The organism is Streptomyces sp. FIT100, from assembly GCF_024584805.1.
Taxonomy (GTDB): Bacteria; Actinomycetota; Actinomycetes; order Streptomycetales; family Streptomycetaceae; genus Streptomyces.
Map to the genome: position 1 here is coordinate 1,824,697 of NZ_CP075715.1, position 22,556 is coordinate 1,847,252.

Here is a 22,556-nt window from a genome sequence, read left to right on the forward strand (position 1 = left end):
ACACCCCGTACGCCGCCGTCTTCCGACTCCTCGAAAATACGCGCGATGTAAGGGGCGCGCCAGCAAGGCAGGCTTTACTTACCTGCGGTCAGCCGAGTGACACGGTGCCCTCCGACGGCACGCGGCGCGCCCGGCGTGGCACAGATCCAGAACAGGCTCGGTGCCGCACGAAGGGGTGACGCGTTGGAGTGGATTGCATGCGATCGGGCCCGCGGCGCACTGCTCGGGCTGGCGGTCGGCGATGCGCTCGGGGCGCCGGCGGAGAACATGCGGCCCTCCGAGATCCGGCGCCGCTGGGGCCGCATCGAGGGCTTCGTGACGGCCAGCCCCGCGGGCACGGACGACACGGAGTACGCGATCTTCTCCGGGCTGCTGCTCGCCAGGCACGGTTCCGCGCTGACCGTCTCACATGTCGAGACCGCCTGGCACCACTGGATCGCGGACCTCGACGAGGGGCCGTTCCGTGGCGCGGGCTTCAGCGAGCGCGGAACGCTGGAGAACCTCCGCCGCGGGCTCGCCGCGCCCATCACCGCCCAGCACCGGCACGCCTGGAGCGACGGCCTGGCGATGCGGGCCGCGCCCTTCGGCGTCTTCGCGGCGGGCGACCCCGCCGAAGCCGCGCGGCTGGTCGCGATCGACGGCTGCGTCAGCCACGACGGCGAGGGCATCTACGGCGGCCAGGCGGTGGCGGCGGGCGTCGCGGCCGCGATGGCGGGCGAGGGGCCGGCCGGGATCATCGGCGCGGCGCTGTCCGTCGTACCGATGGACTCCTGGACCGCCCGCTCCATGCGGCGGGCGGTCGTCGCGGCGGAACGGGCCGAGCCCGACCCCCTGCTGCGCGAGCGCACGGTCCGCTCCGCGGTCGTCATCGGCGGCTACCCCTGGACGGACCTCGCCCCCGAGGCCGTCGGCCTCGCCTTCGGCGCGTTCGCGGCGGCGCGCGGCGACTTCCGCGCGTCGGTCCTGACCGCGGTCAACATGGGCCGCGACGCGGACACCACAGCGGCGGTCGCCGGCGCGCTGGCCGGGGCGATGTCCGGCGCCTCGGCCATCCCCTCGGAGTGGTCGGCCGCCATCGGCCCGGTACGGGGCAGCTGCCTGCCCTCCATGCGCGGCTACCACGTCCTGGACATCGCCGACCTCCTCACCCCCGACGACGACACCGAGGCCTTCCCATGCCCCCCGGCCCGCTAGACGACCCGACCCCCCGCCCCACCACGGACCCTCCGGACACCGCCCCGGACCTCACCGCGGACGCCCTCCCGGACGACCCGGCCGACCCACCCACGCCCGCGCCGCCGACGGCCCTGACGGAACCCGTGGCGCCGCCGCACACTCCCGGCAGCCCGCCCGGGGTGCCGAGGCAGGACGGCCTCGGCACCCCGGTCACCACCCGCCCGTACCAAGAGCCGGACGGACCGACCAACCCAAGGACACCGCCCCACACCCCCGGCAACCCACCCGAAGCACCGGACCCCGGGACGCCACAACCAGTCGCACCGGGGCCCGGGGTGCCGGGGCAGGACAGCCTCGACCCGGCCACCACCCACCCGCACGAAGAGCCGAACGGACCGACCAACCCAAGGACACCGCCCCACACCCCCGGCAACCCACCCGAAGCACCGGATTCCGGGGCGCCACAACCGGTCGCACCAGGGCCCGGGGTGCCGGCCGGCACGGCGCCCCGACCGCCGGAAGCGCTCAACCCGGCTCCGGGACCGGGCCGACCGGCCGGTTATCCGAGGATCCGTCCGGGGACGGACGAGGCGGTCGGCCCGGACCGGGCGGCCGAAGCGCTGCCCCCTACATGGCGGAGCCCCACCTCCGCACGGCCGGGAAGGGCCGGTCCGGGGGATGGGTCCGCCCCGGCCCACCCGGCCACGGCCGCGCTCATCGCCCACGCCGTCGAGGTCGCGCAGCCGCTCACCGCGCAGCTGCACCGGAGCCGTATCGAGGGGCTCCTCCTCGGGCTCGCCGCGGGCGACGCCGCCGGGTGGCCGGCGGCGCGCCACCGCGCCGCCCGGATGCCCGAGTGGACCCGTCGGCTCACCCGTGAGCTGGACTCCTTCGCCGAGCAGAACGCCACGACGACCCTCCCCGTCCCCATCGCCCTCAACCAGCCCCCCGAGCCGCTGCGCCTCGGCCCGTCGGACGACGCCGAGTGGGCGGCCTTCGCCGCCGAGACCGTGCTCACCGCGGCGGGCGCCGGCGCCGGTGAGCACTTCGACGGCCTCGATCTGACGCGCCGTATGCGCGCCGCCGTCGACCTCGCCTGGAACTCCCTCGCCGGCAAGGTCGCCGCGGCCGCCGCCCGCGCCCCCGAGGTCGAGTCCGCCGTTCTGCCGCTGCGCGCCCGGATCTCCGTACGCGCCGGTCTCGGCAACCTGGCCACCGGTCTGCGCCCGCCCGCCACCGGCCACGACAACCCGCACTACTTCGACGACGCCGCCTGTGCGCGCGCCGCAGTCCTCGCCGTCGTGCACCCCGGCAACCCGCAAGCCGCCGCCGATCTCGCCGAGTTCGACGCCCGCTACACCCAGGACGGCGACGGCGTCCACGGCGCCCGCGCGATGGCCGCCGCCGTCGCCGCGGCGCTCGGCGGGGCGCGCGTCGACGCCGCCGTGGACGCCGGCCTCGCCCAGCTGCCCGACGCGACCGAGATCGGCCGCAACGCCCGGCACGCCGTCGAGCTCGCCCGCGGCGCCGACGACGCGTTCTCCCTCGTCCCGCTCCTGGAGCACCAGATCGTCGACCACGTCTACAGCTACGGCATCGCCGCGGCCGAGACCGTCCCCGTCGCCCTCGCCCTCGCCACCGCGGCCCGGGGCGACGCCGTCGGCGCGATCCCCGCCGCCGCCTGCCTCTCCCGCGTCGCCGACTCCGCGCCCGCCCTTGCCGGGGCGCTGACCGGCGCGCTCGGCGGCGGCGCGGCCGTACCCGCCGCCTGGCGCGACGCCTGCCGCACCCTCGCCGGCTGCGCCCTCCCCCGCCTCGCCGGCACCGACCTCGTGGAGCTCGCCGGGCTCCTCGCGCACACGCTGCGCCCGTAGGGTCTGCCGTTCGGATCCTGCCGGGCTCGCGCGCCCTGCCCTGGCACGCACGCTCGCTGATCCCGCCTGATCCGAACGAAGACCCTGACTCGCCCCTCCCGATGACGAATCCCCGATGCGGCTTCCCCGCCCGCGACCACCCCCCGGGTGGACAATTCCGGCATGGCACTCACACCACTCGATGACCGGATCACGGGCTCCCTCGTCGGCGCGGCGGTCGGCGACGCCCTCGGCGGCCCGGTCGAGGGCTACACCCCCGAGCAGATCGTGGAACGCCACGGCGGCCGCGTCAGCGGCATCGTCGGCCCCTGGCACGGTGACGACTGGCGCACGGCCCGCCCCATCGCGCCGTACCACAAGGGCGACGGGCACGTCACCGACGACACCCTGATGACGCACGCTCTCGTCCGCGTCTACGCGACCGTACGCGACCACCTCGACGCCTACGCCGTCGCCGACCACCTCGTTCCGGACCTCATCGCCAACCCGCGGTGGATCCCGGAGCTGGAGGCGGAGGCGCTCCCCCTCCAGCGGATCTTCCTCGCCGAGAAGTGGCTCGCGGCCCGGCTGCACTACGGTCACGTCGACCCGCGCGAGGCGGGCACCGGCAACATCGTCAACTGCGGTGCCGCGATGTACATGGCGCCCGTCGGCCTGGTCAACGCCGCCGACCCGGCGGCCGCGTACGCCGAGGCGCTGGACGTCGCGGGCGCCCACCAGTCCTCGTACGGCCGCGAGGCCGCGGGGGTCTTCGCGGCGGCGGTCGCGGCGGCCTGCGCTCCGGACGCGACCCCTGGCGGCGTCGTCGAGGCGTGCCTCGCGCTGGCCAAGGACGGCACCCGCTCGGCGATCGAGGCGGTGGCCGAGGCGGCCGCCCGCCACAGCGACTTCGAGTCGGCGCTGGGTCCGCTGCGCGAGGCCGTCGCGCCCTTCGACACCGTCGGCCCCGACTACCGGGCGCCGTCGCTCGCCGCCCGCCGCCCCTCGCGGCTGCACTCCGTCGAGGAACTGCCCGTCGCCCTGGGCATGCTGCTCGTCGGCGACGGCGACTACCGCCGCACAGTGCTCGGCTCCGTCAACTACGGCCGCGACTGCGACTCGATCGCCACCATGTCCGGCGCGATCGCGGGCGCCCTGTACGGCGAGGAGCCGATCCCGCCCGGCTGGGCGAAGACCGTGGCCGAGGCCAGCCGACTCGACCTGCACGCACCGGCGCGGGCCCTGACGGAGGTCGCGTACGAGGTCTTCGCCCGCGACACCGAACGCCGCCGCGCCCATGAGGCGGCCTTCGCCCGCCTGACGAACGCCGACGCCAGGTGAGCCCGGCAAACCCGGTGAGCCCGGCGAACCTGACGGCCGGCCCGGCGGACCCGGCGGACCCGGTCGATCTGGCGGACCCGGCGGACCCGGTAGACCGGGCGAAGAGCCCGGCGGACCCGCGGGACCCGGCAGGCCCGGTAGACCGGGCGATGAGCCCAGCCGACCCGGCAGCCCAACCAGCGCACGCAGTGGGCCCGGCGGCCGACCCGGCCAGCCCGGCGATGAGCCCAGCCGACCCGGTGGACCCGGCGGCCGATGCGGCGAGCCCGCTGAACCCGGCGGACCCGGCGGACCCGGCGAGTCGGATGGACCCTGGTGTGCGTCTCACCTGGGTCCAGCCCGAGGACCTCATCGGCCACGAGCTCCGCCAAGCCGCCGAGGACGGCCGCGACGCCACATCCCTCGCCGCCCGCTGGCACACGGCGGGCGGCTCCCCCGCCCCACCGTCGGCGGGCGCCTCGCCCACCGCGGCGTCCCCGCACCTCCGTGCTCTGGCGCTCCGGCTCCTCGACGAACTGGCCGGACTCCCCAGCCCCCTGGCCGAGCTGGAGCCGACCCCGCTCGACGAGATCCGCGCAAGCTGCCCCGACTGGTCGCAGCCCGCAGCGCCGCTCGCGGTGAGCCGCCCGGGAGCACCCGTACCCGCCCACGAGCGGCGGCGACCCGAGCCGACGCCCACTGCCCCGCGGGCCCGGACACCGGGCGAGCCGGACACATCGTTGAGCGTCGTCTCGCGCGAAACGCCGACGCCGACGCCGTCGGCCGCCGGGACCGGGTCCTCGCGCGGCGAAGCCGGCGCGCCGGAGCGACCGGGGCCGGGGGCGCCGGGGGCAGGGCCCCCGGAGCGGGAAGGGGCGGGGGCAGGGCACGGCACCGACCCGCTCCAGGACCGCCTGCACGCCGCCTGGCTCGGCCGTGCCGTCGGCTGCCTCCTCGGCAAGCCCGTCGAGAAGCTCCCCCTGCCCGCCATCCGCGCCCTCGCCCGCGCCGCGGGCAACTGGCCGCTCACCACCTGGTTCACCGAGAAGGGCGTGCCCGCCGAACTGCTCGCCGCCCACCCCTGGAACCGCCGTTCCGCCGCCACCTCGCTCGCCGAGAACATCGACGGCATGCCCGAGGACGACGACCTCAACTACCCCCTCCTCAACCTGCTCCTCCTCCAGCGGTACGGACACGGCTTCCGCACGGCCGACGTCGCCCGGCTCTGGCTGGACGAGCTGCCCGCCGGCCGCACCTTCACCGCCGAGCGCGTCGCGTACCGCAATCTCCTCGACGGGCTCGAACCGCCGCTCACCGCCGCCCGCCGCAACCCGTTCCGCGAGTGGATCGGCGCGGCCATCCGCGCGGACGTGCACGGGTGGACGCACCCGGGCGACCCGGCGGCGGCCGCCGAGCAGGCGCACCGGGACGCGTCGCTCACGCACACCGCCAACGGCGTGTACGGCGCGATGTTCATCGCGGCGGCGCTCGCCGACGCGGCGGCCGGCGCCGCGGACGTGCACCAGTGCCTGCGCACCGGCCTCCGGTTCGTGCCGCCCCGCTCCCGCCTCGCCGAGGCCGTCCGCCACGGCATCGGGACCGCCGCCGCGCACGCCGACTTCGACGACGTCGTGGACCGCCTGCACGCCGCCCACGGCAGGTACCACTGGGTGCATGCCGTCCCCAACGCCGCCCTCCTCGCCGCCGCGCTCACCCACGCCGACGGCGACTTCACGGGCTCCGTCTGCCGCGCCGTGTCCGGTGGCTGGGACACGGACTCCAACGGCGCCACCGCCGGATCCCTCGCCGGGCTGCTCGCCGGCCACCCCGGCCGGCTGCCCGAGCGCTGGACCGCTCCGCTCAGGAACCGGCTCGCCACCGGCGTCGCCGGCTTCGACGGCACCGGCTTCGACACCCTCGCCCACCTGACCTTCCAGGAGGTTCTCCGCCCATGACCGGCATCGTGGTGCTCGGCAGCACCAACATGGACCTCGTCGCCTACGTCGCGAAGGCCCCCCAGCGCGGGGAGACCGTCACGGGACGCGAGTTCCGTACGGTCCCCGGCGGCAAGGGCGCCAACCAGGCCGTCGCCGCCGCCCGCGCCGGCGGCGACGTGTCGATGATCGGGGCCGTCGGCACCGACGAGTTCGGCGTGCGCCTGCGGGCCGCGCTCGACGCCTCGGGCGTCGACACGGATCTCCTGCGCACCGCAGAGGGCCCCTCAGGCACCGCCCATATCGTCGTGGACGACGAGGGCGGCAACGCGATCGTCGTCGTGCCGGGCGCCAACGGCACCGTCGACCACCTCGCCCCCGGGGACGAGGCCGTCATCGCCTCCGCCGACGCCCTCCTCCTCCAGCTCGAACTCCCGCTCGCCGGTGTGATCGCCGGTGCCGAGGCGGCCCGCCGCCACGGGGTACGGACCGTCCTGACGCCGGCGCCCGCCCAGCCCCTGCCGCCCGAACTGCTCGCCGCCACCACCCTGTTGGTGCCGAACGAGCACGAGGCCGCCGTCCTGGCCGGCACCACCGACCCGGCCGCCGCCGCCGAGGCCCTGCTCCGCCAGGTGCCCGAGGTGGTGATCACCCTCGGCGCGGCGGGCAGCCTGTACGCCGCCCGCGGAGCGGAACCCGTCACCGTCCCCGCCCCGCGCGTACGCGCCGTCGACACGACCGCCGCGGGCGACACCTTCGTCGGCGCCCTCGCCGTGGCGATCGTCGAGGGCAGGCCGATGCCCGCCGCGTTGGCCTGGGCCTCGGCGGCCGCGGCGCTCTCCGTCCAGCGCCCGGGCGCCTCGTCCTCGATGCCGTACCGGCCGGAGATCGACGAGGCGGCGGACGCCGGCCACAGTCCGGTCAACCACTGAGCAACCGCCCTGCCGGAGCCTCGCAAGGAGCTTGGAGCCCCCATGCACGACCCCGACGCCGACGGTGTCGCCGCCCCTCATCCCGCGGGAAGCGCCGGTGACTCCGGACCCGGTCCGCTCGCCGGGCTGCGCGTCCTCGATCTCGCGACCCTCTTCGCCGGGCCGCTGGCCGCCACGATGCTCGGCGACTTCGGCGCCGACGTCATCAAGGTCGAACACCCCCGCAGACCCGACCCGTCACGCGGGCACGGGCCGGCCAGGGACGGCGTCGGCCTGTGGTGGAAGCTGCTCGGCCGCAACAAGCGCACCATCACGCTCGACCTGTCCACGCCCGGCGGCCGCGAGACCCTTCTCCGGCTCGCCGCCACCGCCGATGTCCTGATCGAGAACTTCCGCCCCGGCACCCTGGAGAAGTGGCGGCTCGGCTGGGACGAGCTGAGCGCCGCCAACCCCCGTCTCGTGCTGGCCCGGGTCACCGGCTTCGGCCAGTTCGGCCCGTACTCCCATCGCCCCGGCTTCGGCACGCTCGCCGAGGCGATGAGCGGCTTCGCCGCCATCACCGGCGAACCCGACGGTCCGCCCACGCTCCCTCCCTTCGGCCTCGCCGACTCGATCGCCGCGCTCGCCACCTCCTACGCCGTCATGACCGCGCTCAGCGCCCGCGCGTCCACCGGGCGCGGCCAGGTCGTCGACATGGCCATCATCGAACCGATCCTCACCGTCCTCGGCCCGCAGCCGCTCTGGTACGACCAGCTCGGCTACGTCCAGCCGCGCTGCGGCAACCGCTCCCGCAACAACGCCCCCCGCAACACCTACCGGGCCGCCGACGGCACCTGGCTCGCCGTCTCCACCTCCGCCCAGTCCGTCGCCGAACGCGTCATGCGGCTGGTCGGCCGCCCGGAGCTGACGGCCGAGCCCTGGTTCGCCACGGGCAGCGGGCGGGCCGAGCACACCGAGGTGCTCGACGAGGCGGTGGGCGCGTGGATCGCCCGGCACACACGCGACGAGGTCCTCGACGCGTTCGAGAAGGCGGAGGCCGCGGTCGCGCCCGTCTACGACATCCGCGATGTGATGGACGATCCCCAGTACCGCGCGCTGGACAGCGTCACCGAGGTGCCCGACCCCGAGCTCGGGCCGATCCGTATGCAGAACATCCTCTTCCGCCTTTCCGAGACTCCTGGTGGCATCCGCTGGGCCGGCCGGCCGCACGGCGCGGACACGGACGCGGTCCTCGGCGAGCTGGGGCACAGCCCTGCCCGTATCGCCGCGCTGCGCGACGAAGGCGCGCTATGACGGCCCACGCCCACCACCCCCCTGGCGCCGAATACTTCGGCATCACCCCCGAAGCCACCCCGCTCACCTGGCTGTACGCCCCCGGGGACCATCCCGATGTCGTCCGCAAGGCGCTCTCCTGCGGCGCCGACATCGTGATCGTCGACCTGGAGGACGCGGTCCCGCCCGACCGCAAGCGGTACGCCCTCGAAGCGACCGCCGAACTGCTGGCCTCCCCCCAGCCGGTGCCCGTGCATGTCCGGATCCACGCAGAGCAGGACATCGCGGTGCTGGCCGGACTACCCGGCCTGTCCGCCCTGCGTATCCCCAAGGTCACACACGCCACTGACATCCGGCGTCCGGCGGCGCTCGCACCGGGGACGGGGCTCTACGCGCTGCTGGAGTCCGCGTCCGGCGTCGAGCACGCGTACGCGATCGCGACCGCCGACCCCGCGGTGCGGGGCATCGCGCTCGGCGAGGCGGACCTCCGGGCCGATCTGGGCGTACGGGACGACCGGGGCCTGGACTGGCCGCGCAGCCGCATCGTGGTGGCGGCCCGCGCGGCCGGGCTGGCCCCGCCGACGCAGTCGGTCTACCCCGACATCCGCGACCTGGACGGCCTGGCGGAGTCCTGCGCCCATGGCCGCGCCGTCGGCTTCCTGGGCCGGGCGGCGATCCACCCCCGCCAGCTGCCCGTCATCGAGCGCGCCTATCTGCCGAGCCAGGAGGAGGTGGAGGAGGCGGAGGAGATCGTCCAGGCGGCGGAGACGGACGCGGGGGCGCTGGCGCTGCCCGACGGCCGCTTCGTCGACGCGGCGGTGGTGGCGACGGCCCACCGCACCCTCTGTCTGGCCCGCCGCGGCGCGTGACCGGCGCGGAGCGGATGCCGGTGCCCGCCCCCGGGCACGGCGAAGGCCGCCCCGGCCATGGCGGGGGCGGCCCTCGGGGAGCGAGCGGGGAGCGTCAGCTCCTGGGGGCGGATTCGGAGTCCGCCGGGTCGGCGTCGTGGCCCTTGTCGAGCGGGTCGGCGTCGTGGCCCTTGTCCAGCCGGTCGGCCTCGGACGCGGAGCGCTCCGCCGGGGCGTCGTCCGCAGCTGCCTCCGTGGGCTTCGGGGGCTCCACGACCTCCTCGCGGCCCGGACGCAGCCGCGCCGAGATCACGATGTAGGCCACGGCGAGCAGGAAGACGGCGATCGCGGTCCAGACGTTCAGTCGCAGGCCCAGGATGTGGTGCGCCTCGTCCACGCGCATGTACTCGATCCAGCCGCGGCCCGCGCAGTACGCGGCGACGTACAGGGCGAAGGCCCGCCCGTGCCCGAGCCGGAAGCGGCGGTCCGCCCAGATGACCAGCAGGGCGACACCGACGCACCACAGCGACTCGTAGAGGAACGTCGGATGGTAGAGGGTCGCGCCCTCGATCGTGCCGGGCTTGTCCGGGGCGATCTCCACCGCCCACGGCAGATCGGTGGGGCGGCCGAACAGCTCCTGGTTGAACCAGTTGCCCCAGCGCCCGATCGCCTGCGCGAAGGCGATGGCGGGCGCGATCGCGTCCGCGTACGCCGGCAGCGGGATGCCCCGCCGACGGCAGCCGATCCAGGCGCCGACCGCGCCGAGGGCGATCGCGCCCCAGATGCCGAGGCCGCCCTCCCAGATCTTGAACGCGTCGACCCAGTTCTCACCCTCGCTGAAGTACAGCTGGTAGTCGGTGATCACGTGGTACAGACGGCCGCCGATCAGGCCGAAGGGCACCGCCCAGACGGCGATGTCGGCCACCGTGCCGGCTTTGCCGCCGCGGGCGATCCAGCGCTTGTTGCCGTACCAGACGGCGACGAAGACACCGATGATGATGCAGAAGGCATAGCCGCGCAGCGGAACCGGTCCGAGGTTGATCACACCGGTCGACGGGCTGGGAATGTAGGCAAGGTCCATGGCAGGTCCGACGCTACCTTGCCGGGTGGGAGGCGAAGCAACCCACCCGGCAACGTCTGCATAACGAGCCGCCGGACGGCAGCGCCGTCGAGCGGCCGGGGGAAGGTCCCGGGCGAAGGTGGGGATGGTGCCGGGCGAGGGTCAGGAGGCCGCGGGGGCGGGCGGCTGCGCCGTCCCCGGCTTCTTGCCCTCGTTCGCCTCGGTGACCCACTTCTTCAGGTTCTCCGGGCTGATCTGCTCGCTGCCCTTCTGGGGGAAGACCGGCTCCCCGTTGAGCAGCACCGTCGGCGTGCCGGTGAAGTCCCCGTTGCGGAAGACCTCCGCCGACTTGTTCACCCAGCTGTCGTGCTTGCCCTGCTCCACACAGCTGCGGAAGGCGGGCGTGTCGAGCCCTTCGACCTTGCCCGCCAGCTCGATCAGCCTGGCGTTGTTCCCGAAGGCGTCGTCCGTCTCCGGCGGCTGGTTCTGGTACAGCACGTCGTGGTACGGCACGAACTTCCCGGCGTCCTGCGCGCACGCCGCCGCGTTCGCCGCGCGCAGGGAGCCACTCCCGCCGAAGCGCCCGTCGATGAGCGCGGCGAGCCGGTACTCGACCCGGAGCTGCCCGGAGTCCGTGAGCTCGTGGATCGTGTCCCGGAACCCGTTCTCGAACACGGCGCAGGCCGGGCAGCGGAAGTCCTCCCAGATCGTGAGCGTGGACGGCGCGTCGCTCGCGCCGGCCGGGAGGGCGAGCTGCTCCTCGCCCTCGGCGCCGCTGGGCGCGATGACCGGCCCGGCCTTGGACGCGTCGTCCTTGCCGCCGGTGCCGGCCGCGATCACGCCGACGACGGCGGCCAGGCCGAGCACGCCGACCACGGCCGCCGACACGATCAGCAGGCGCCTTCGCTTCTCGCGCGCCTTGTCCAGCTCACGTTCCTGCAGCAGCCGCTCTCGCGCGGCCCGTTTTCCGTCACGGTTGTTCTCGCTCACGATCACAGCAACGAACCGGGGAGGCGCGCATGCGCCTCCCCGGTCCGAGGTCCACCCGTACGGGTGAGCAGTGCGTTCTACGGCGTCAGCGCTTGCGGACGCCCTCGGCCAGCTCGCCCGCCAGGGTCCGCACCGCCGCGATCCCCGCAGCGAGGTCGTCCGCGTCGAGGAGCCGCTTGACGAAGGCCGAGCCGACGATGACGCCGTCGGCGAAGCCGGCGACCTCGGCGGCCTGGACGGCGTTGGAGACGCCGAGGCCGACGCAGACGGGGAGCCCACGGCGGGCGGCGGGGGTGGCCCGGGTGCGCCGGACCAGGTCCTGGGCCTGGGCGCCGACCGACTCGCGGGTGCCGGTGACGCCCATCAGCGAGGCGGCGTACACAAAGCCCGAACCCGCCTCGGTGATCTTGGCGAGCCGCTCGTCCTTGCTGCTGGGCGCGACGACGAAGACCGTGGCCAGCCCGTGCTTCTCGGCGTGCTCGCGCCATCCGGCGGACTCCTGGACCGGCAGGTCGGGCAGGATGCAGCCGGCGCCGCCCGCTTCGGCGAGTTCGGCGGTGAAGCGCTCGACGCCGTACCGGTCGATCGGGTTCCAGTACGTCATCACCAGCACCGGCTTGCCCGTGGCCCGGTGGGCCTCGCGGACCGTGCGCATGACGTCCGCGATCTTCAGGCCGCCGCGCAGGGCGATGTCGTCGGCGGTCTGGATGACCGGGCCGTCGAGGACCGGGTCGCTGTGCGGCAGTCCGACCTCGACGATGTCCGCACCGCCGTCGAGGACGGCCTTGATCGCCTCGATGCCGCCGTCGACGGTCGGGAATCCGGCGGGCAGGTACGCGATGAGCGCGGCGCGGTTCTCGGACCTGGCGGTGGCGAGGGTGTCGCTCAGCAGACGGATGTTCCCGCTCACTTGGCGTCCCCCTCGATCTCGGCGACCTCACCGGTCGCGTCCGCCTCGACGGTCGAGGAGGCGGTCTCGTCGTACAGCCCGAAGTAGCGGGCGGCCGTGTCCATGTCCTTGTCGCCGCGGCCGGAGAGGTTGACGACGATCAGTCCGTCCTTGCCGAGCTCCCTGCCGAGCTCCAGCGCCCCGGCGAGCGCGTGCGCGGACTCGATCGCCGGGATGATGCCCTCGGTACGCGACAGCAGCAGCAGCGCCTGCATCGCGGCGTCGTCGGTGACGGCCCGGTACTCGGCGCGCCCGCTGTCCTTGAGGTAGGCGTGCTCGGGACCGATGCCCGGGTAGTCAAGCCCCGCCGAGATCGAGTACGGCTCGGTGATCTGGCCCTCCTCGTCCTGGAGGACGTACGAGCGCGAGCCGTGCAGGATGCCGGGCTCGCCCGCGGTCAGCGTGGCCGCGTGCTCGCCGGTCTCGACGCCGTGGCCCGCGGGCTCGCAGCCCACCAGGCGCACCCCCTCGTCCGGGATGAAGGCGTGGAAGAGGCCGATGGCGTTGGAACCGCCGCCGACACAGGCCACGGCGGCGTCCGGGAGGCGGCCGGTGCGCTCCAGGATCTGGCGGCGGGCCTCGACGCCGATGACCCGGTGGAAGTCGCGGACCATCGCCGGGAAGGGGTGCGGGCCCGCGACCGTGCCGAAGAGGTAGTGGGTGTGGTCCACGTTGGCGACCCAGTCGCGGAACGCCTCGTTGATGGCGTCCTTCAGGGTGCGGCTGCCGGACTTCACGGGGACGACCTCGGCGCCGAGCATGCGCATCCGGGCGACGTTCAGCGCCTGGCGCTGCGTGTCGATCTCGCCCATGTAGATGGTGCAGTCGAGGCCGAAGAGCGCACAGGCGGTGGCGGTGGCGACGCCGTGCTGGCCGGCGCCGGTCTCGGCGATGACGCGGGTCTTGCCCATGCGCTTGGTGAGCAGGGCCTGCCCCAGCACGTTGTTGATCTTGTGCGAGCCGGTGTGGTTGAGGTCCTCGCGCTTGAGGAAGACCCGGGCGCCGCCGGCGTGCTCGGCGAAGCGGGGCACCTCGGTCAGGGCACTGGGGCGGCCGGTGTAGTGGACGAGCAGCTCGTCGAGCTCGGCGGCGAAGGCGGGGTCGGCCTTGGCCTTGTCGTACTCGACGGCCACCTCGTCGACCGCGGCGACGAGTGCCTCGGGGATGAACGTGCCGCCGAAGGCGCCGAAGTAGCCCTCGGCGTTGGGCACCAGGCCCTCGGGGTCGGGAATGAAGTAATCGCTGGGCATGCGGGAACTCCTCAAGAGCGATCAGCTGAAGAGAGATGAGGGTGATGACGTGCGTGACGCTGAGCGCATCGCGCTCAGCGGCGGCGCCATCGCATGCCGTTGACCTGTCCGGGCTCGTCCCCGATGACGTACCGGACACGGCGTCCGTGCACCCGGCGCGCGGGCGCGCGGCAACCGCGCGGACGGCAGCCGCGCGCGAGCGGGGCGTGCGGTACGCGCGCGGGCGCCGCCGCACCGGCCCGGCGGTGCAGGCTCGGGCGGAGCGGGGCCGACGGTACGCGGCGGACGGCGGTGGTCATGGCGGGAGGTCAGTCCCTCCCGTGACGCAGCGCAGGGTGGGCGCCGGCGGCGACGAGATCGGCCACGGCGGCCTTCGGGTCCCGGCCGGTGACCAGGGACTCGCCGACGAGGACCGCGTCGGCGCCGGCGTTGGCGTACGCGATCAGGTCGTGCGGGCCGCGGACGCCGGACTCGGCGATCTTGACGATGCCCGCGGGGATCTCGGGGGCGACGCGGTCGAAGGTGGACCGGTCGACCTTGAGGGTCCTCAGGTCACGTGCGTTGACCCCGATGATCCTGGCGCCGGCGTCCACGGCCCGCTCGACCTCGTCCTCGTCATGGACCTCGACGAGGGGGGTGAGACCGATCGACTCGGCCCGCTCGATGAGCGAGACCAGGGCCTCCTGGTCGAGGGCGGCGACGATCAGCAGGACCAGGTCGGCGCCGTACGCACGGGCCTCCCACAGTTGGTATGACGTGACGATGAAGTCCTTGCGGAGCACCGGGACGTCCACCCGGGCGCGCACGGCCTCCAGATCGGCGAGCGAGCCGCCGAAGCGGCGCTGCTCGGTGAGGACGGAGATGACGGCCGCGCCGCCCGCCTCGTAGTCGGCGGCGAGCGCGGCAGGGTCGGCGATGGCGGCGAGCGCGCCCTTGGAAGGGCTGGAGCGCTTCACCTCGCAGATGACCTGGACGCCTTCGCCGCGCAGCGCGGCGACGCCGTCCTTCGCCTGGGGCGCCTTGGCGGCACGCTCCTTGAGCTCGTCGAGGCTGACCCGCGCCTGCCGCTCTGCGAGGTCGGCGCGCACGCCTTCGATGATCTCGTCGAGCACACTCACGCGAGCGGCCCCCTTCCGGGAGGTTGATGATGGATCACTGTCTGCAATGTCGATGGTATCCGCACGAGGGCGAAGGCCCTGCATCCGGTTGACGGCCGTCCCAGTACCTGGGACCTCGTCCGGCCGGTCATGGCGCGAGCACCGCCCCGAACGGCAGGTTCCGCAGGACGGTGAAGGCGAGCAGAAGGCCGCCGATGCCCCACCACCAGCCGGTCCCGAGCTCGAACCGCACGGGCCTGGCGCGGATCGCGCGGACCAGCCAGAGAGCCCAGACGACGGCGAAGATCCCGTAACCGACGGTGGCGACGGCGTTGGACCCGAGGGCCGCGGCGAGATCACCGTGGACGAAGGCGTGTGCGCTGCGCAGCCCGCCGCAGCCGGGGCAGTAGATCCCCGTGAGCCGCAGCAGCGGACAGACGGGGTAGTGACCCGGCTCGTTGGGGTCGACTGCCCCGACGTACGCGAACGCCGCCACGACCGCCCCCATGACACCGAGGGGCGCGGCGACCCGCCGTACGAGAGGGGCTTGCGCCCGCGACGCGGGGCCGGAGGGTGTGCCGGGGCCGGGGGGCGTGCCGGGACCGGGCGACGTGCCGGGGGCGGGGGCAGGGGAGGCATCCACCTCGTGATTGTCTCCCGGGTATGCGACGAGGCGCAGCCCGGGCTCGCCGGGCTGCGCCTCGTCGGGTCGCTCCAGGGGCGTCAGGAGGCCGCCGTGGCCTCCGCGGGGGCCGGCTTGACCGAGGTCGTGGCCGGGGCCTGCGCGCGGATGACCTTGGGCTCCGGCATGCCGAGGCCGGCGGCCTTCATGGCGAGGCCCACAACACCGCCGAGCAGCGTCACGCCCATGCCGGCCCAGAAGCCGAGCGGGTTCGCCGCCACCATGAAGACTCCCGCGATGCAGAAGCCGATGAAGCTGATGGTGACGCCGGTCCAGGCGGCCGGGGTGTGTCCGTGGCTGCTGCCCGCCATGAGTTGCTCCTCGTTGGTGTTGCCCTGTGGGGTGCTGTGGTGTCCCGTCCCATTGTCCCGTACGCCAGGGGGTGCCGGGACGTGGGGGTCGTCACTGATCGCGCGTCGGGTCCTCGCCGCGGTCGAGCGCCTTCCACAGGTCCTCGGGCCGGTCCGGGTCGGCCGCCGGGACGGCCCTGCGGGCGCCGCCGCCCTGCCCCGCCTCGCGCTCGTAGCGCCCGGACATCGCCGGCCAGGAGGCGCCGTAGCGCAGCGCAAGCAGTCCGGCCAGCAGGATGAGCAGTCCGGCGGCGGCCGTGACGTACGGCCAGGCCGTGTGGGTGAGTCCGCCGACCGTGGCGGCGGCGTCACCGGTGGTGCGCCGGGCCTGCTCGGTCAGGGCGGAGCCGCCGGAGGCGCCGAGGAAGGCGGCGACCGCCGCGCCGGCGCCGCTGAGCGCGAGCAGGACGGAGACCAGCAGCCGGCCCGCGCGGCGGACGGCGAAGACGGCGACGAGAGCGGCGAGGCCCACGACGGCGAGGGCGGCCGGGGCCCCGGTCACATCGCGCCCGTCGGCCTCCAGCGGCACCCGGCCGCCGAGGGCGTCGGCCGTGCCCTCGGCCCAGATCTGCCCGGAGGCGAGCAGCACCATGGCGGCGCCCACGGCGCCGAGCAGCAGGGCGGCGGCGAGACTGCGCCGGCTGCGGGCGGCGGCGGCCGCTGCGTCGGTGCGCTCGGAACGGGGCTGGGGTACGGATGCAGCGCTCACGTACCCCACTATCCCCTACGCGTTCAGTGGCCGTTCAGCCGGTTGGCCGTATGCACGGCGCGCAGCACCGCGGCCGCTTTGTTGCGGCACTCCAGGTCCTCGGCGACCGGGTCCGAGTCGGCCACGATCCCGGCCCCTGCCTGCACATACGCGGTGCCGTCGCGGAGCAGGGCGGTGCGGATCGCGATGGCCGTGTCGGAGTCGCCGGCGAAGTCGAGATAGCCGACGCAGCCGCCGTAGAGTCCGCGCCGGGAGGGCTCCAGCTCCTCGATGATCTGCATCGCGCGGGGCTTCGGCGCCCCGGAGAGCGTGCCCGCGGGGAAGCAGGCGGTCAGCACGTCGAAGGCGGTGCGCCCCTCGGCGACCTTGCCGGTCACGGTCGAGACGATGTGCATGACGTGCGAGTACCGCTCGATGGACATGAAGTCGACGACCTCGACCGAGCCCGGCTCGCAGACCCGGCCCAGGTCGTTGCGGCCCAGGTCGACCAGCATCAGGTGCTCGGCTCGCTCCTTCGGGTCCGCGAGCAGCTCCTCGCCGAGCTCGTGGTCCTCCTGCGGGGTCGCGCCGCGCGGGCGGGTGCCGGCGATGGGGTGCACCATGGCCCGGCCGTCCTCGACCTTGACCAGCGCCTCCGGGCTGGAGCCGACGACATCGAACCCGTCGAATCGGAGCAGATACATGTACGGGCTCGGGTTCGTGGCCCGCAGCACCCGGTAGACGTCCAGGGCGCTCGCCGTGCACGGGGTCTCGAACCGCTGGGAGGGCACGACCTGGAATGCCTCGCCGGCCCGGATGCGCTCCTTGACGTCCTCGACGGCCGCCTTGAACTGCTCGCCGCTCCACATCGGCGCGGTGTACGGGGGCAGCTCGGACGGCGGCAGGGCCTGCGGCCGGGGGTCGACGGGCCGCGCCAGGTCGGCCTCCATGGCGTCGAGGCGGGCCACGGCGTCCGCATACGCCTCGTCGACGCCGGTGTCGAGGTCGTTGTGGTTGATCGCGTTGGCGATCAGCAGGACCGAGCCGTCCCAGTGGTCGAGGACGGCGAGGTCGGAGGTGAGGAGCATGGTCAGCTCGGGGAGGCCCAGGTCGTCGGTGCCGTGCTCGCCGATCTTCTCCAGCCTGCGCACGATGTCGTAGCCGAGGTAGCCGATCATGCCGCCGGTGAAGGGGGGCTTACCGGAGGCCAGGTCGTGCGGGGTGTGGAGGGCCTCGACGGTGGCGCGCAGCGCGTCGAGCGGGTCGCCGTCGACGGGGACGCCGACCGGCGGGGTGCCGAGCCAGTGGGCCTGGCCGTCGCGGACGGTGAGCGTCGCGGCGGACCGTACGCCGATGAAGGAGTAGCGGGACCAGGAGCGCCCGTTCTCCGCGGATTCGAGGAGGAAGGTGCCCGGCCGCTCCGCCGCGAGCCTGCGGTAGAGGCCGACCGGTGTGTCGCCGTCCACGAGGAGGCGGCGGCTGACGGGGATGACGCGGCGGTCGGCCGCCAGCTTGCGGAAGGTCTCGAGATCCATGGCGTACGACCCTACTGGCCCAGGGCCTGGTCCGGGTTCCGGGCCGGCCCAGGGCCCAGCGGCAGCACGTCGGCGTCGAAGCAGGTGCGGGCGCCGGTGTGGCAGGCGGCGCCGGTCTGGTCGACCTTGACGAGGACGGTGTCGGCGTCGCAGTCGAGGGCGACGGCCTTGACGTGCTGGACGTGGCCGGAGGTGTCGCCCTTGACCCAGTACTCCCGGCGGCTGCGGGACCAGTAGGTGGCGCGGCCGGTGGTGAGGGTGCGGTGCAGCGCCTCGTCGTCCATCCAGCCGAGCATGAGCACCTCACCGGTGTCGTACTGCTGGGCGATGGCCGGGACCAGACCGTCGGCGCTGCGCTTGAGGCGCGCGGCGAGGGCGGGGTCGAGTGCGCTGGAGGCGCCGGGTCCGCTGGAGGCGCCGGATCCGCTGGAGGCGCCGGATCCGCTGGTGGCGCTGGACGTGCTGCTCATGGGGTCATTGTGCCGCGCCGGCGGGGTCATTCCGGTGGAGCGTCCACTGGGCGGACGCGGCGCTGCGGCCGTAGGCTGGCGCCATGTCGACCCATGCCAAGCGTGAACGGCTCCTGCTCGCCGATCTGTTGGAGGCGGCAGGGCCCGATGCACCGACCCTGTGCGAGGGGTGGAACACCCGGGATCTGGCGGCGCACGTGGTGGTGCGCGAGCGCCGGCCCGAGGCCGCCGGGATCCTGGTGGGTGCGCTGAAGAGCCGGCTGGAGCGGGTGCAGGCCGAGTTCGCGGCGAAGCCGTACGAGGAGCTCATCCAGCTGATCCGGACCGGCCCGCCGAAGATGTCGCCGTTCGCGATCAAGCAGGTGGACGAGGGGGCGAACACGGTCGAGTTCTATGTGCACGCGGAGGACGTACGGCGTGCGCAGCCCGACTGGGCGCCGCGGGAGCTGGATCCCGTCTTCGCGGACGCGCTGTGGTCGCGGCTGGAGCGATCGGCGCGGCTGCTGGGCCGCAAGGCCCCGGTCGGGCTGGTGCTGCGCCGCCCGAACGGCCAGACGGTGGTCGCGCACCGGGGCGCCCCGGTGGTGACGGTGACCGGTGAGCCGGGTGAGCTGACTCTGTACGGCTTCGGGCGGCAGGACGCGGCGAAGGTGGAGATCGACGGCGACAAGGACGCGGTCGACAGGGTCGGCAGGACGCAGCTGGGCATGGGTTAGCGGCGGTGTGGCGGGCGCCGGAGCCTGGGAGTGGGACCGCTCCCAGGGTCAGCCGGCCAGGGGCTGGAGCCGGATCATCGGGATACCGGGGCGCACCTTGCCGATCGAGCCGAAATCGTCGTCGACGTGCAGAACGGTGAGGCGGTGCTGCTGTGCCGTAAGCGCGATGAGGATATCGATCGGCGACGGTCCCCGGTGATGGCCGATCGACGCCAGGTCCCGCTGAACCGCGATGATCTTCGGCCACGGGTCGTCGAGCGCCGGAACCCATCCGAAGGTCTGGCCGAGCATCGTGAAGAAGGGTTCGTAGTCCCGGTCCGCACGCAGGCCGGGCATCAGCTCGGACTCGACGGGCGGGCAGATGGCGACCAGTCCCTGGGCGACATGCCGAGGCCACGGATCGCCGATCTGACCGCGCAGCAACCGCCAGATGGCGGACGTGTCCGCGAGGTAGCTCATAGACCGGCCTGCTCACGGTCGGCGAGCACCTGGAAGTCCAGGAAGTCGTCCGCGTTCTCCTGAAGCCAGCGCAGCGCGCGGGCCCGGTCGTCCGCACTGATCGCCGCCGCTATCGTCAGCGCGCGATTGATGGTGTCCCGCTTCGTCGTCGTACCGAGCTGCTGCTGGGCGAAGGCCAGCATCTGGTCGTCCACATCGATGACGGTCCTGGACATGGCAACCTCCCAGATCGATATACGCTAGGGCATCAATATATCGACCTGGATGTCGCATGTCGACAGGGTCATCTGACCGCGTGGCCCGCCTCGCGGAGCGTCTCCTTCACCTGGCCGATGCGCAGGTCGCCGAAGTGGAAGACGGACGCCGCCAGCACGGCGTCCGCGCCCGCGGCGATCGCCGGCGGGAAGTCGGCGAGGCTGCCGGCGCCGCCGGAGGCGATGACCGGCACCGTGACGTGGCGGCGCACGGCCGCGATCATCTCGGTGTCGTAGCCGTCCTTGGTGCCATCGGCGTCCATCGAGTTGAGCAGGATCTCACCGGCGCCGAGCTCGGCCGCGCGGTGGGCCCATTCGACGGCGTCGATGCCGGTGCCGCGGCGGCCGCCGTGGGTGGTGACCTCGAAGGATCCGGACGGTGTGCGGCGTGCGTCCACCGACAGGACCAGCACCTGGCGGCCGAAGCGTTCGGCGATCTCGCGGATCAGCTCGGGCCGGGCGATGGCGGCCGTGTTGACGCCGACCTTGTCGGCGCCGGCGCGCAGCAGCTTGTCGACGTCGTCGGCCGAGCGGACGCCGCCGCCGACCGTGAGCGGGATGAAGACCTGCTCGGCGGTGCGGCGCACCACGTCGTACGTGGTGTCCCGGTTTCCGGACGAGGCGGTGATGTCGAGGAAGGTCAGCTCGTCGGCGCCCTCGGCGTCGTACACCTTGGCCATCTCGACCGGGTCGCCCGCGTCCCGCAGGTTCTGGAAGTTGACGCCCTTGACCACCCGGCCGTTGTCGACGTCCAGGCAGGGGATGACTCGGACGGCGAGGCTCATGCCGCTCCTCCTCGGTACGCCTCCACCTCGACCTGCACCACGAGGCGCGGGTCGACGAGGCCGGAGACGATGACCGTCGACGCGGCCGGGCGGACGGCGTCGAACAGCTGCTTGTGGGCGCGGACGGCCTCGTCGACGTCCCGCGCGTGTGTGAGGTACGTCCGGGTGCGGACGACGTGCTCGGCGCCGAGCCCGAGCTCCTTCAGCGCGGCGAGCGCCGCGTTGAAAGCGTTGACGGTCTGGTCGTAGGGACCGCCGTCGGCGAGCACGCCGTCCACGGTCGACGTGCAGCCGGAGACCAGCACCAGGCCGTTCGGCAGCTCGACCGCGCGGGAGGTGCCGGCGGCCTTCTCCCACGGGTCGTCCGAGCCGAGGCGCCGGATGCCGTCGCTCACCGGGCCACCGCCGAGACCGCCGCGAGCGCCTCTTCCAGGGTGAACGCCTCGGCGTACAGCGCCTTGCCGACGATCGCGCCTTCGACGCCCTCGGGGACCAGTCCGGCCAGGGCCCGCAGGTCGTCGAGGGAGGAGACGCCGCCGGAGGCGACGACGGGCTTGTCGGTGGCGGCGCAGACGCCCAGCAGGAGCTCCAGGTTGGGGCCCTGGAGCGTGCCGTCCTTGGCGATGTCGGTGACGACGTAGCGGGCGCAGCCCTCGGAGTCGAGGCGGGCCAGCGTCTCGTAGAGGTCGCCGCCGTCGCGGGTCCAGCCGCGGCCGCGCAGGGTGGTGCCGCGGACGTCGAGGCCGACGGCGATCCTGTCGCCGTGCTCGGCGATGACCTTGGCGACCCACTCGGGGGTCTCCAGGGCGGCGGTGCCGAGGTTGACCCGGGTGCAGCCGGTGGCGAGGGCGGCGGCGAGGGTGTCGTCGTCGCGGATGCCGCCGGACAGCTCGACCTTGATGTCCATGGCCCCGGCCACCTCGGCGATCAGCTCCCGGTTGTCGCCGGTGCCGAACGCGGCGTCCAGGTCGACCAGGTGGAGCCATTCGGCGCCCGCGCGCTGCCAGGTGAGCGCGGCCTCCAGCGGGGAGCCGTACGACGTCTCCGTACCGGACTCGCCGTGCACGAGGCGGACGGCCTGGCCGTCGCGGACGTCGACGGCGGGGAGGAGTTCAAGCTTCTGAGCCATGATCAGAGGGTCTCGATCCAGTTGGTGAGGAGCTGGGCACCGGCGTCGCCGGACTTCTCGGGGTGGAACTGGGTGGCCCACAGGGCGCCGTTCTCGACGGCCGCGACGAACGGCTCGCCGTGGGTCGCCCAGGTGACCTTGGGGGCGCGCATCGCGGGGTTGGTGATCTCCAGTGACCACTCGTGGACGGCGTACGAGTGCACGAAGTAGAAGCGGGCGTCGGCGTCGAGGCCGGCGAACAGCTCGCTGTCGGCGGGGGCCTTGACGGTGTTCCAGCCCATGTGGGGCACGACCGGGGCCTTCAGCGGGGCGACGGTGCCGGGCCACTCGTCCAGGCCGTCGGTCTCGACCCCGTGCTCGATGCCGCGCTCGAAGAGGATCTGCATGCCGACGCAGATGCCCATGACGGGGCGGCCGCCGGAGAGCCTGCGGTCGACGATCCAGTGCCCGCGGGCCTCCCGCAGGCCCGTCATGCAGGCGGAGAAGGCACCGACGCCGGGGACGAGCAGCCCGTCGGCGTTCATGGCCGCGTCGAAGTCGCGGGTGATCTCGACGTCCGCGCCGACGCGGGCGACGGCCCGCTCGGCGGAACGGACGTTGCCGAAGCCGTAGTCGAAGACGACGACCTTCTTGCCTGCGCTCATGACCACACGTCCAGTCGCAGCACGCCGGCGGCGAGGCAGAGCGCCGAGGCGATCGACAGCAGCACGATCAGGCCCTTGGGCATCTGCTGCTTGGCGAACGAGTACACACCGCCGAGCAGGAAGAGCCCGACGACGATGAGGATGGCGGAGAGTCCGGTCACGG

At 74.0% G+C, this 22,556-nt stretch carries 26 protein-coding genes; 8 read left to right on the forward strand and 18 right to left on the reverse strand.

The window, feature by feature from the left end; genetic code table 11:
• Window positions 1–183 precede the first annotated feature (183 nt).
• From KK483_RS07885 to KK483_RS07915, 7 genes are all read left to right on the forward strand, one after another.
• Window positions 184–1,194, forward strand: a complete 1,011-nt coding sequence (locus tag KK483_RS07885) for an ADP-ribosylglycohydrolase family protein (protein WP_262004493.1) — start codon at window positions 184–186, stop codon at window positions 1,192–1,194.
• Window positions 1,195–1,664: 470 nt separating this feature from the next.
• Window positions 1,665–3,050 carry an ADP-ribosylglycohydrolase family protein gene (locus tag KK483_RS07890; RefSeq protein WP_399013621.1) on the forward strand — a complete coding sequence of 462 codons (1,386 nt, stop codon included), beginning with the start codon at window positions 1,665–1,667 and terminating at the stop codon, window positions 3,048–3,050.
• A 162-nt stretch (window positions 3,051–3,212) separates the two neighbouring features.
• Window positions 3,213–4,370 (forward strand): ADP-ribosylglycohydrolase family protein, encoded by a 1,158-nt coding sequence (locus tag KK483_RS07895; RefSeq protein ID WP_262004494.1) that lies wholly within the window; start codon window positions 3,213–3,215, stop codon window positions 4,368–4,370.
• Window positions 4,371–4,591: 221 nt separating this feature from the next.
• Window positions 4,592–6,304: an ADP-ribosylglycohydrolase family protein gene (locus KK483_RS07900; RefSeq protein WP_399013624.1), complete on the forward strand. Its 1,713-nt coding sequence runs from the start codon at window positions 4,592–4,594 to the stop codon at window positions 6,302–6,304.
• Window positions 6,301–7,215, forward strand: coding sequence for a ribokinase (rbsK, locus tag KK483_RS07905; RefSeq protein ID WP_262004495.1), 915 nt, complete (start codon window positions 6,301–6,303; stop codon window positions 7,213–7,215). Before KK483_RS07900 ends, rbsK begins: the two co-directional genes overlap by 4 nt.
• A gap of 42 nt (window positions 7,216–7,257) precedes the next feature.
• Window positions 7,258–8,508, forward strand: coding sequence for a CaiB/BaiF CoA-transferase family protein (locus tag KK483_RS07910; RefSeq protein ID WP_262004496.1), 1,251 nt, complete (start codon window positions 7,258–7,260; stop codon window positions 8,506–8,508).
• Window positions 8,505–9,356, forward strand: a complete 852-nt coding sequence (locus KK483_RS07915) for a CoA ester lyase (RefSeq protein ID WP_262004497.1) — start codon at window positions 8,505–8,507, stop codon at window positions 9,354–9,356. The genes KK483_RS07910 and KK483_RS07915 overlap by 4 nt, the downstream gene beginning before the upstream one ends.
• Window positions 9,357–9,450: 94 nt before the next feature.
• Here KK483_RS07915 and lgt read toward each other — a convergent pair whose 3' ends face one another.
• The 11 genes from lgt to hisI form a co-directional block, all read right to left on the reverse strand.
• Entirely contained in the window at window positions 9,451–10,416 is a 966-nt protein-coding gene (gene lgt, locus KK483_RS07920) for a prolipoprotein diacylglyceryl transferase (protein WP_262004498.1), read from the reverse strand.
• 141 nt (window positions 10,417–10,557) lie between these two features.
• Window positions 10,558–11,391, reverse strand: coding sequence for a DsbA family protein (locus KK483_RS07925; protein ID WP_399013629.1), 834 nt, complete (start codon window positions 11,389–11,391; stop codon window positions 10,558–10,560).
• A gap of 79 nt (window positions 11,392–11,470) precedes the next feature.
• Entirely contained in the window at window positions 11,471–12,295 is an 825-nt protein-coding gene (gene trpA / locus KK483_RS07930; protein ID WP_262004500.1) for a tryptophan synthase subunit alpha, read from the reverse strand.
• On the reverse strand, window positions 12,292–13,584 hold the full coding sequence (gene trpB / locus KK483_RS07935; protein ID WP_262004501.1) for a tryptophan synthase subunit beta: 1,293 nt from the start codon (window positions 13,582–13,584) through the stop codon (window positions 12,292–12,294). The genes trpA and trpB overlap by 4 nt, the downstream gene beginning before the upstream one ends.
• Window positions 13,585–13,658: 74 nt before the next feature.
• Window positions 13,659–13,883: a tryptophan biosynthesis modulator TrpM gene (gene trpM / locus KK483_RS07940; RefSeq protein WP_262004502.1), complete on the reverse strand. Its 225-nt coding sequence runs from the start codon at window positions 13,881–13,883 to the stop codon at window positions 13,659–13,661.
• Window positions 13,884–13,892: 9 nt separating this feature from the next.
• Entirely contained in the window at window positions 13,893–14,702 is an 810-nt protein-coding gene (gene trpC, locus KK483_RS07945; protein WP_262004503.1) for an indole-3-glycerol phosphate synthase TrpC, read from the reverse strand.
• 127 nt (window positions 14,703–14,829) lie between these two features.
• Window positions 14,830–15,324, reverse strand: coding sequence for a DUF2752 domain-containing protein (locus tag KK483_RS07950; RefSeq protein WP_262004504.1), 495 nt, complete (start codon window positions 15,322–15,324; stop codon window positions 14,830–14,832).
• Window positions 15,325–15,404: 80 nt separating this feature from the next.
• Entirely contained in the window at window positions 15,405–15,674 is a 270-nt protein-coding gene (locus tag KK483_RS07955) for an HGxxPAAW family protein (protein WP_262004505.1), read from the reverse strand.
• A gap of 91 nt (window positions 15,675–15,765) precedes the next feature.
• Window positions 15,766–16,431 (reverse strand): TIGR02234 family membrane protein, encoded by a 666-nt coding sequence (locus KK483_RS07960; protein ID WP_262004506.1) that lies wholly within the window; start codon window positions 16,429–16,431, stop codon window positions 15,766–15,768.
• A gap of 14 nt (window positions 16,432–16,445) precedes the next feature.
• Window positions 16,446–17,936 carry an anthranilate synthase component I gene (locus KK483_RS07965; protein ID WP_262004507.1) on the reverse strand — a complete coding sequence of 497 codons (1,491 nt, stop codon included), beginning with the start codon at window positions 17,934–17,936 and terminating at the stop codon, window positions 16,446–16,448.
• Between the two features lie 11 nt (window positions 17,937–17,947).
• Window positions 17,948–18,406, reverse strand: coding sequence for a phosphoribosyl-AMP cyclohydrolase (hisI, locus tag KK483_RS07970; protein ID WP_262004508.1), 459 nt, complete (start codon window positions 18,404–18,406; stop codon window positions 17,948–17,950).
• Window positions 18,407–18,489: 83 nt separating this feature from the next.
• On the opposite strand from hisI, the gene KK483_RS07975 reads away from it, so the two are divergent.
• Window positions 18,490–19,122: a TIGR03085 family metal-binding protein gene (locus tag KK483_RS07975; RefSeq protein WP_262004509.1), complete on the forward strand. Its 633-nt coding sequence runs from the start codon at window positions 18,490–18,492 to the stop codon at window positions 19,120–19,122.
• Window positions 19,123–19,170: 48 nt separating this feature from the next.
• Here the strand turns inward: KK483_RS07975 and KK483_RS07980 are convergent, their stop codons facing one another.
• The 7 genes from KK483_RS07980 to KK483_RS08010 all read right to left on the reverse strand — a co-directional run bounded on the left by KK483_RS07980 (window position 19,171) and on the right by KK483_RS08010 (window position 22,554).
• Window positions 19,171–19,581 carry a PIN domain-containing protein gene (locus KK483_RS07980; RefSeq protein ID WP_262004510.1) on the reverse strand — a complete coding sequence of 137 codons (411 nt, stop codon included), beginning with the start codon at window positions 19,579–19,581 and terminating at the stop codon, window positions 19,171–19,173.
• Complete coding sequence (locus KK483_RS07985; protein ID WP_262004511.1) at window positions 19,578–19,796, reverse strand: type II toxin-antitoxin system VapB family antitoxin; 219 nt, start codon at window positions 19,794–19,796, stop codon at window positions 19,578–19,580. Before KK483_RS07985 ends, KK483_RS07980 begins: the two co-directional genes overlap by 4 nt.
• 68 nt (window positions 19,797–19,864) lie before the next feature.
• Window positions 19,865–20,620 carry an imidazole glycerol phosphate synthase subunit HisF gene (gene hisF, locus KK483_RS07990; RefSeq protein ID WP_262004512.1) on the reverse strand — a complete coding sequence of 252 codons (756 nt, stop codon included), beginning with the start codon at window positions 20,618–20,620 and terminating at the stop codon, window positions 19,865–19,867.
• On the reverse strand, window positions 20,617–21,015 hold the full coding sequence (locus KK483_RS07995) for a Rid family hydrolase (RefSeq protein WP_262004513.1): 399 nt from the start codon (window positions 21,013–21,015) through the stop codon (window positions 20,617–20,619). The genes hisF and KK483_RS07995 overlap by 4 nt, the downstream gene beginning before the upstream one ends.
• The gene (gene priA, locus KK483_RS08000; RefSeq protein ID WP_262004514.1) at window positions 21,012–21,749 is read right to left on the reverse strand and encodes a bifunctional 1-(5-phosphoribosyl)-5-((5-phosphoribosylamino)methylideneamino)imidazole-4-carboxamide isomerase/phosphoribosylanthranilate isomerase PriA; all 738 of its coding nucleotides are present in this window, start codon (window positions 21,747–21,749) and stop codon (window positions 21,012–21,014) included. The genes KK483_RS07995 and priA overlap by 4 nt, the downstream gene beginning before the upstream one ends.
• A 2-nt stretch (window positions 21,750–21,751) precedes the next feature.
• A complete protein-coding gene (hisH, locus tag KK483_RS08005) occupies window positions 21,752–22,393 on the reverse strand; it encodes an imidazole glycerol phosphate synthase subunit HisH (RefSeq protein WP_399013638.1) in 642 nt (213 codons plus the stop codon).
• Complete coding sequence (locus KK483_RS08010; protein ID WP_242334379.1) at window positions 22,390–22,554, reverse strand: hypothetical protein; 165 nt, start codon at window positions 22,552–22,554, stop codon at window positions 22,390–22,392. Before KK483_RS08010 ends, hisH begins: the two co-directional genes overlap by 4 nt.
• Window positions 22,555–22,556 lie beyond the last annotated feature (2 nt).

Excerpts from the sequence above, each read along its gene's own strand:
- KK483_RS07895 (WP_262004494.1), top strand. The coding sequence starts at position 3,213 with ATGGCACTCACACCACTCGATGACCGGATCACGGGCTCCCTCGTCGGC.
- KK483_RS07900 (WP_399013624.1), top strand. The coding sequence starts at position 4,592 with ATGAGCCCAGCCGACCCGGTGGACCCGGCGGCCGATGCGGCGAGCCCG.
- rbsK (WP_262004495.1), top strand. The coding sequence starts at position 6,301 with ATGACCGGCATCGTGGTGCTCGGCAGCACCAACATGGACCTCGTCGCC.
- KK483_RS07910 (WP_262004496.1), top strand. The coding sequence starts at position 7,258 with ATGCACGACCCCGACGCCGACGGTGTCGCCGCCCCTCATCCCGCGGGA.
- KK483_RS07915 (WP_262004497.1), top strand. The coding sequence starts at position 8,505 with ATGACGGCCCACGCCCACCACCCCCCTGGCGCCGAATACTTCGGCATC.
- lgt (WP_262004498.1), bottom strand. The coding sequence starts at position 10,416 with ATGGACCTTGCCTACATTCCCAGCCCGTCGACCGGTGTGATCAACCTC.
- trpB (WP_262004501.1), bottom strand. The coding sequence starts at position 13,584 with ATGCCCAGCGATTACTTCATTCCCGACCCCGAGGGCCTGGTGCCCAAC.
- trpM (WP_262004502.1), bottom strand. The coding sequence starts at position 13,883 with ATGACCACCGCCGTCCGCCGCGTACCGTCGGCCCCGCTCCGCCCGAGC.
- KK483_RS07955 (WP_262004505.1), bottom strand. The coding sequence starts at position 15,674 with ATGGCGGGCAGCAGCCACGGACACACCCCGGCCGCCTGGACCGGCGTC.
- KK483_RS07965 (WP_262004507.1), bottom strand. The coding sequence starts at position 17,936 with ATGGATCTCGAGACCTTCCGCAAGCTGGCGGCCGACCGCCGCGTCATC.
- hisI (WP_262004508.1), bottom strand. The coding sequence starts at position 18,406 with ATGAGCAGCACGTCCAGCGCCACCAGCGGATCCGGCGCCTCCAGCGGA.
- KK483_RS07975 (WP_262004509.1), top strand. The coding sequence starts at position 18,490 with ATGTCGACCCATGCCAAGCGTGAACGGCTCCTGCTCGCCGATCTGTTG.
- KK483_RS07980 (WP_262004510.1), bottom strand. The coding sequence starts at position 19,581 with ATGAGCTACCTCGCGGACACGTCCGCCATCTGGCGGTTGCTGCGCGGT.
- KK483_RS07985 (WP_262004511.1), bottom strand. The coding sequence starts at position 19,796 with ATGTCCAGGACCGTCATCGATGTGGACGACCAGATGCTGGCCTTCGCC.
- hisF (WP_262004512.1), bottom strand. The coding sequence starts at position 20,620 with ATGAGCCTCGCCGTCCGAGTCATCCCCTGCCTGGACGTCGACAACGGC.
- priA (WP_262004514.1), bottom strand. The coding sequence starts at position 21,749 with ATGGCTCAGAAGCTTGAACTCCTCCCCGCCGTCGACGTCCGCGACGGC.
- hisH (WP_399013638.1), bottom strand. The coding sequence starts at position 22,393 with ATGAGCGCAGGCAAGAAGGTCGTCGTCTTCGACTACGGCTTCGGCAAC.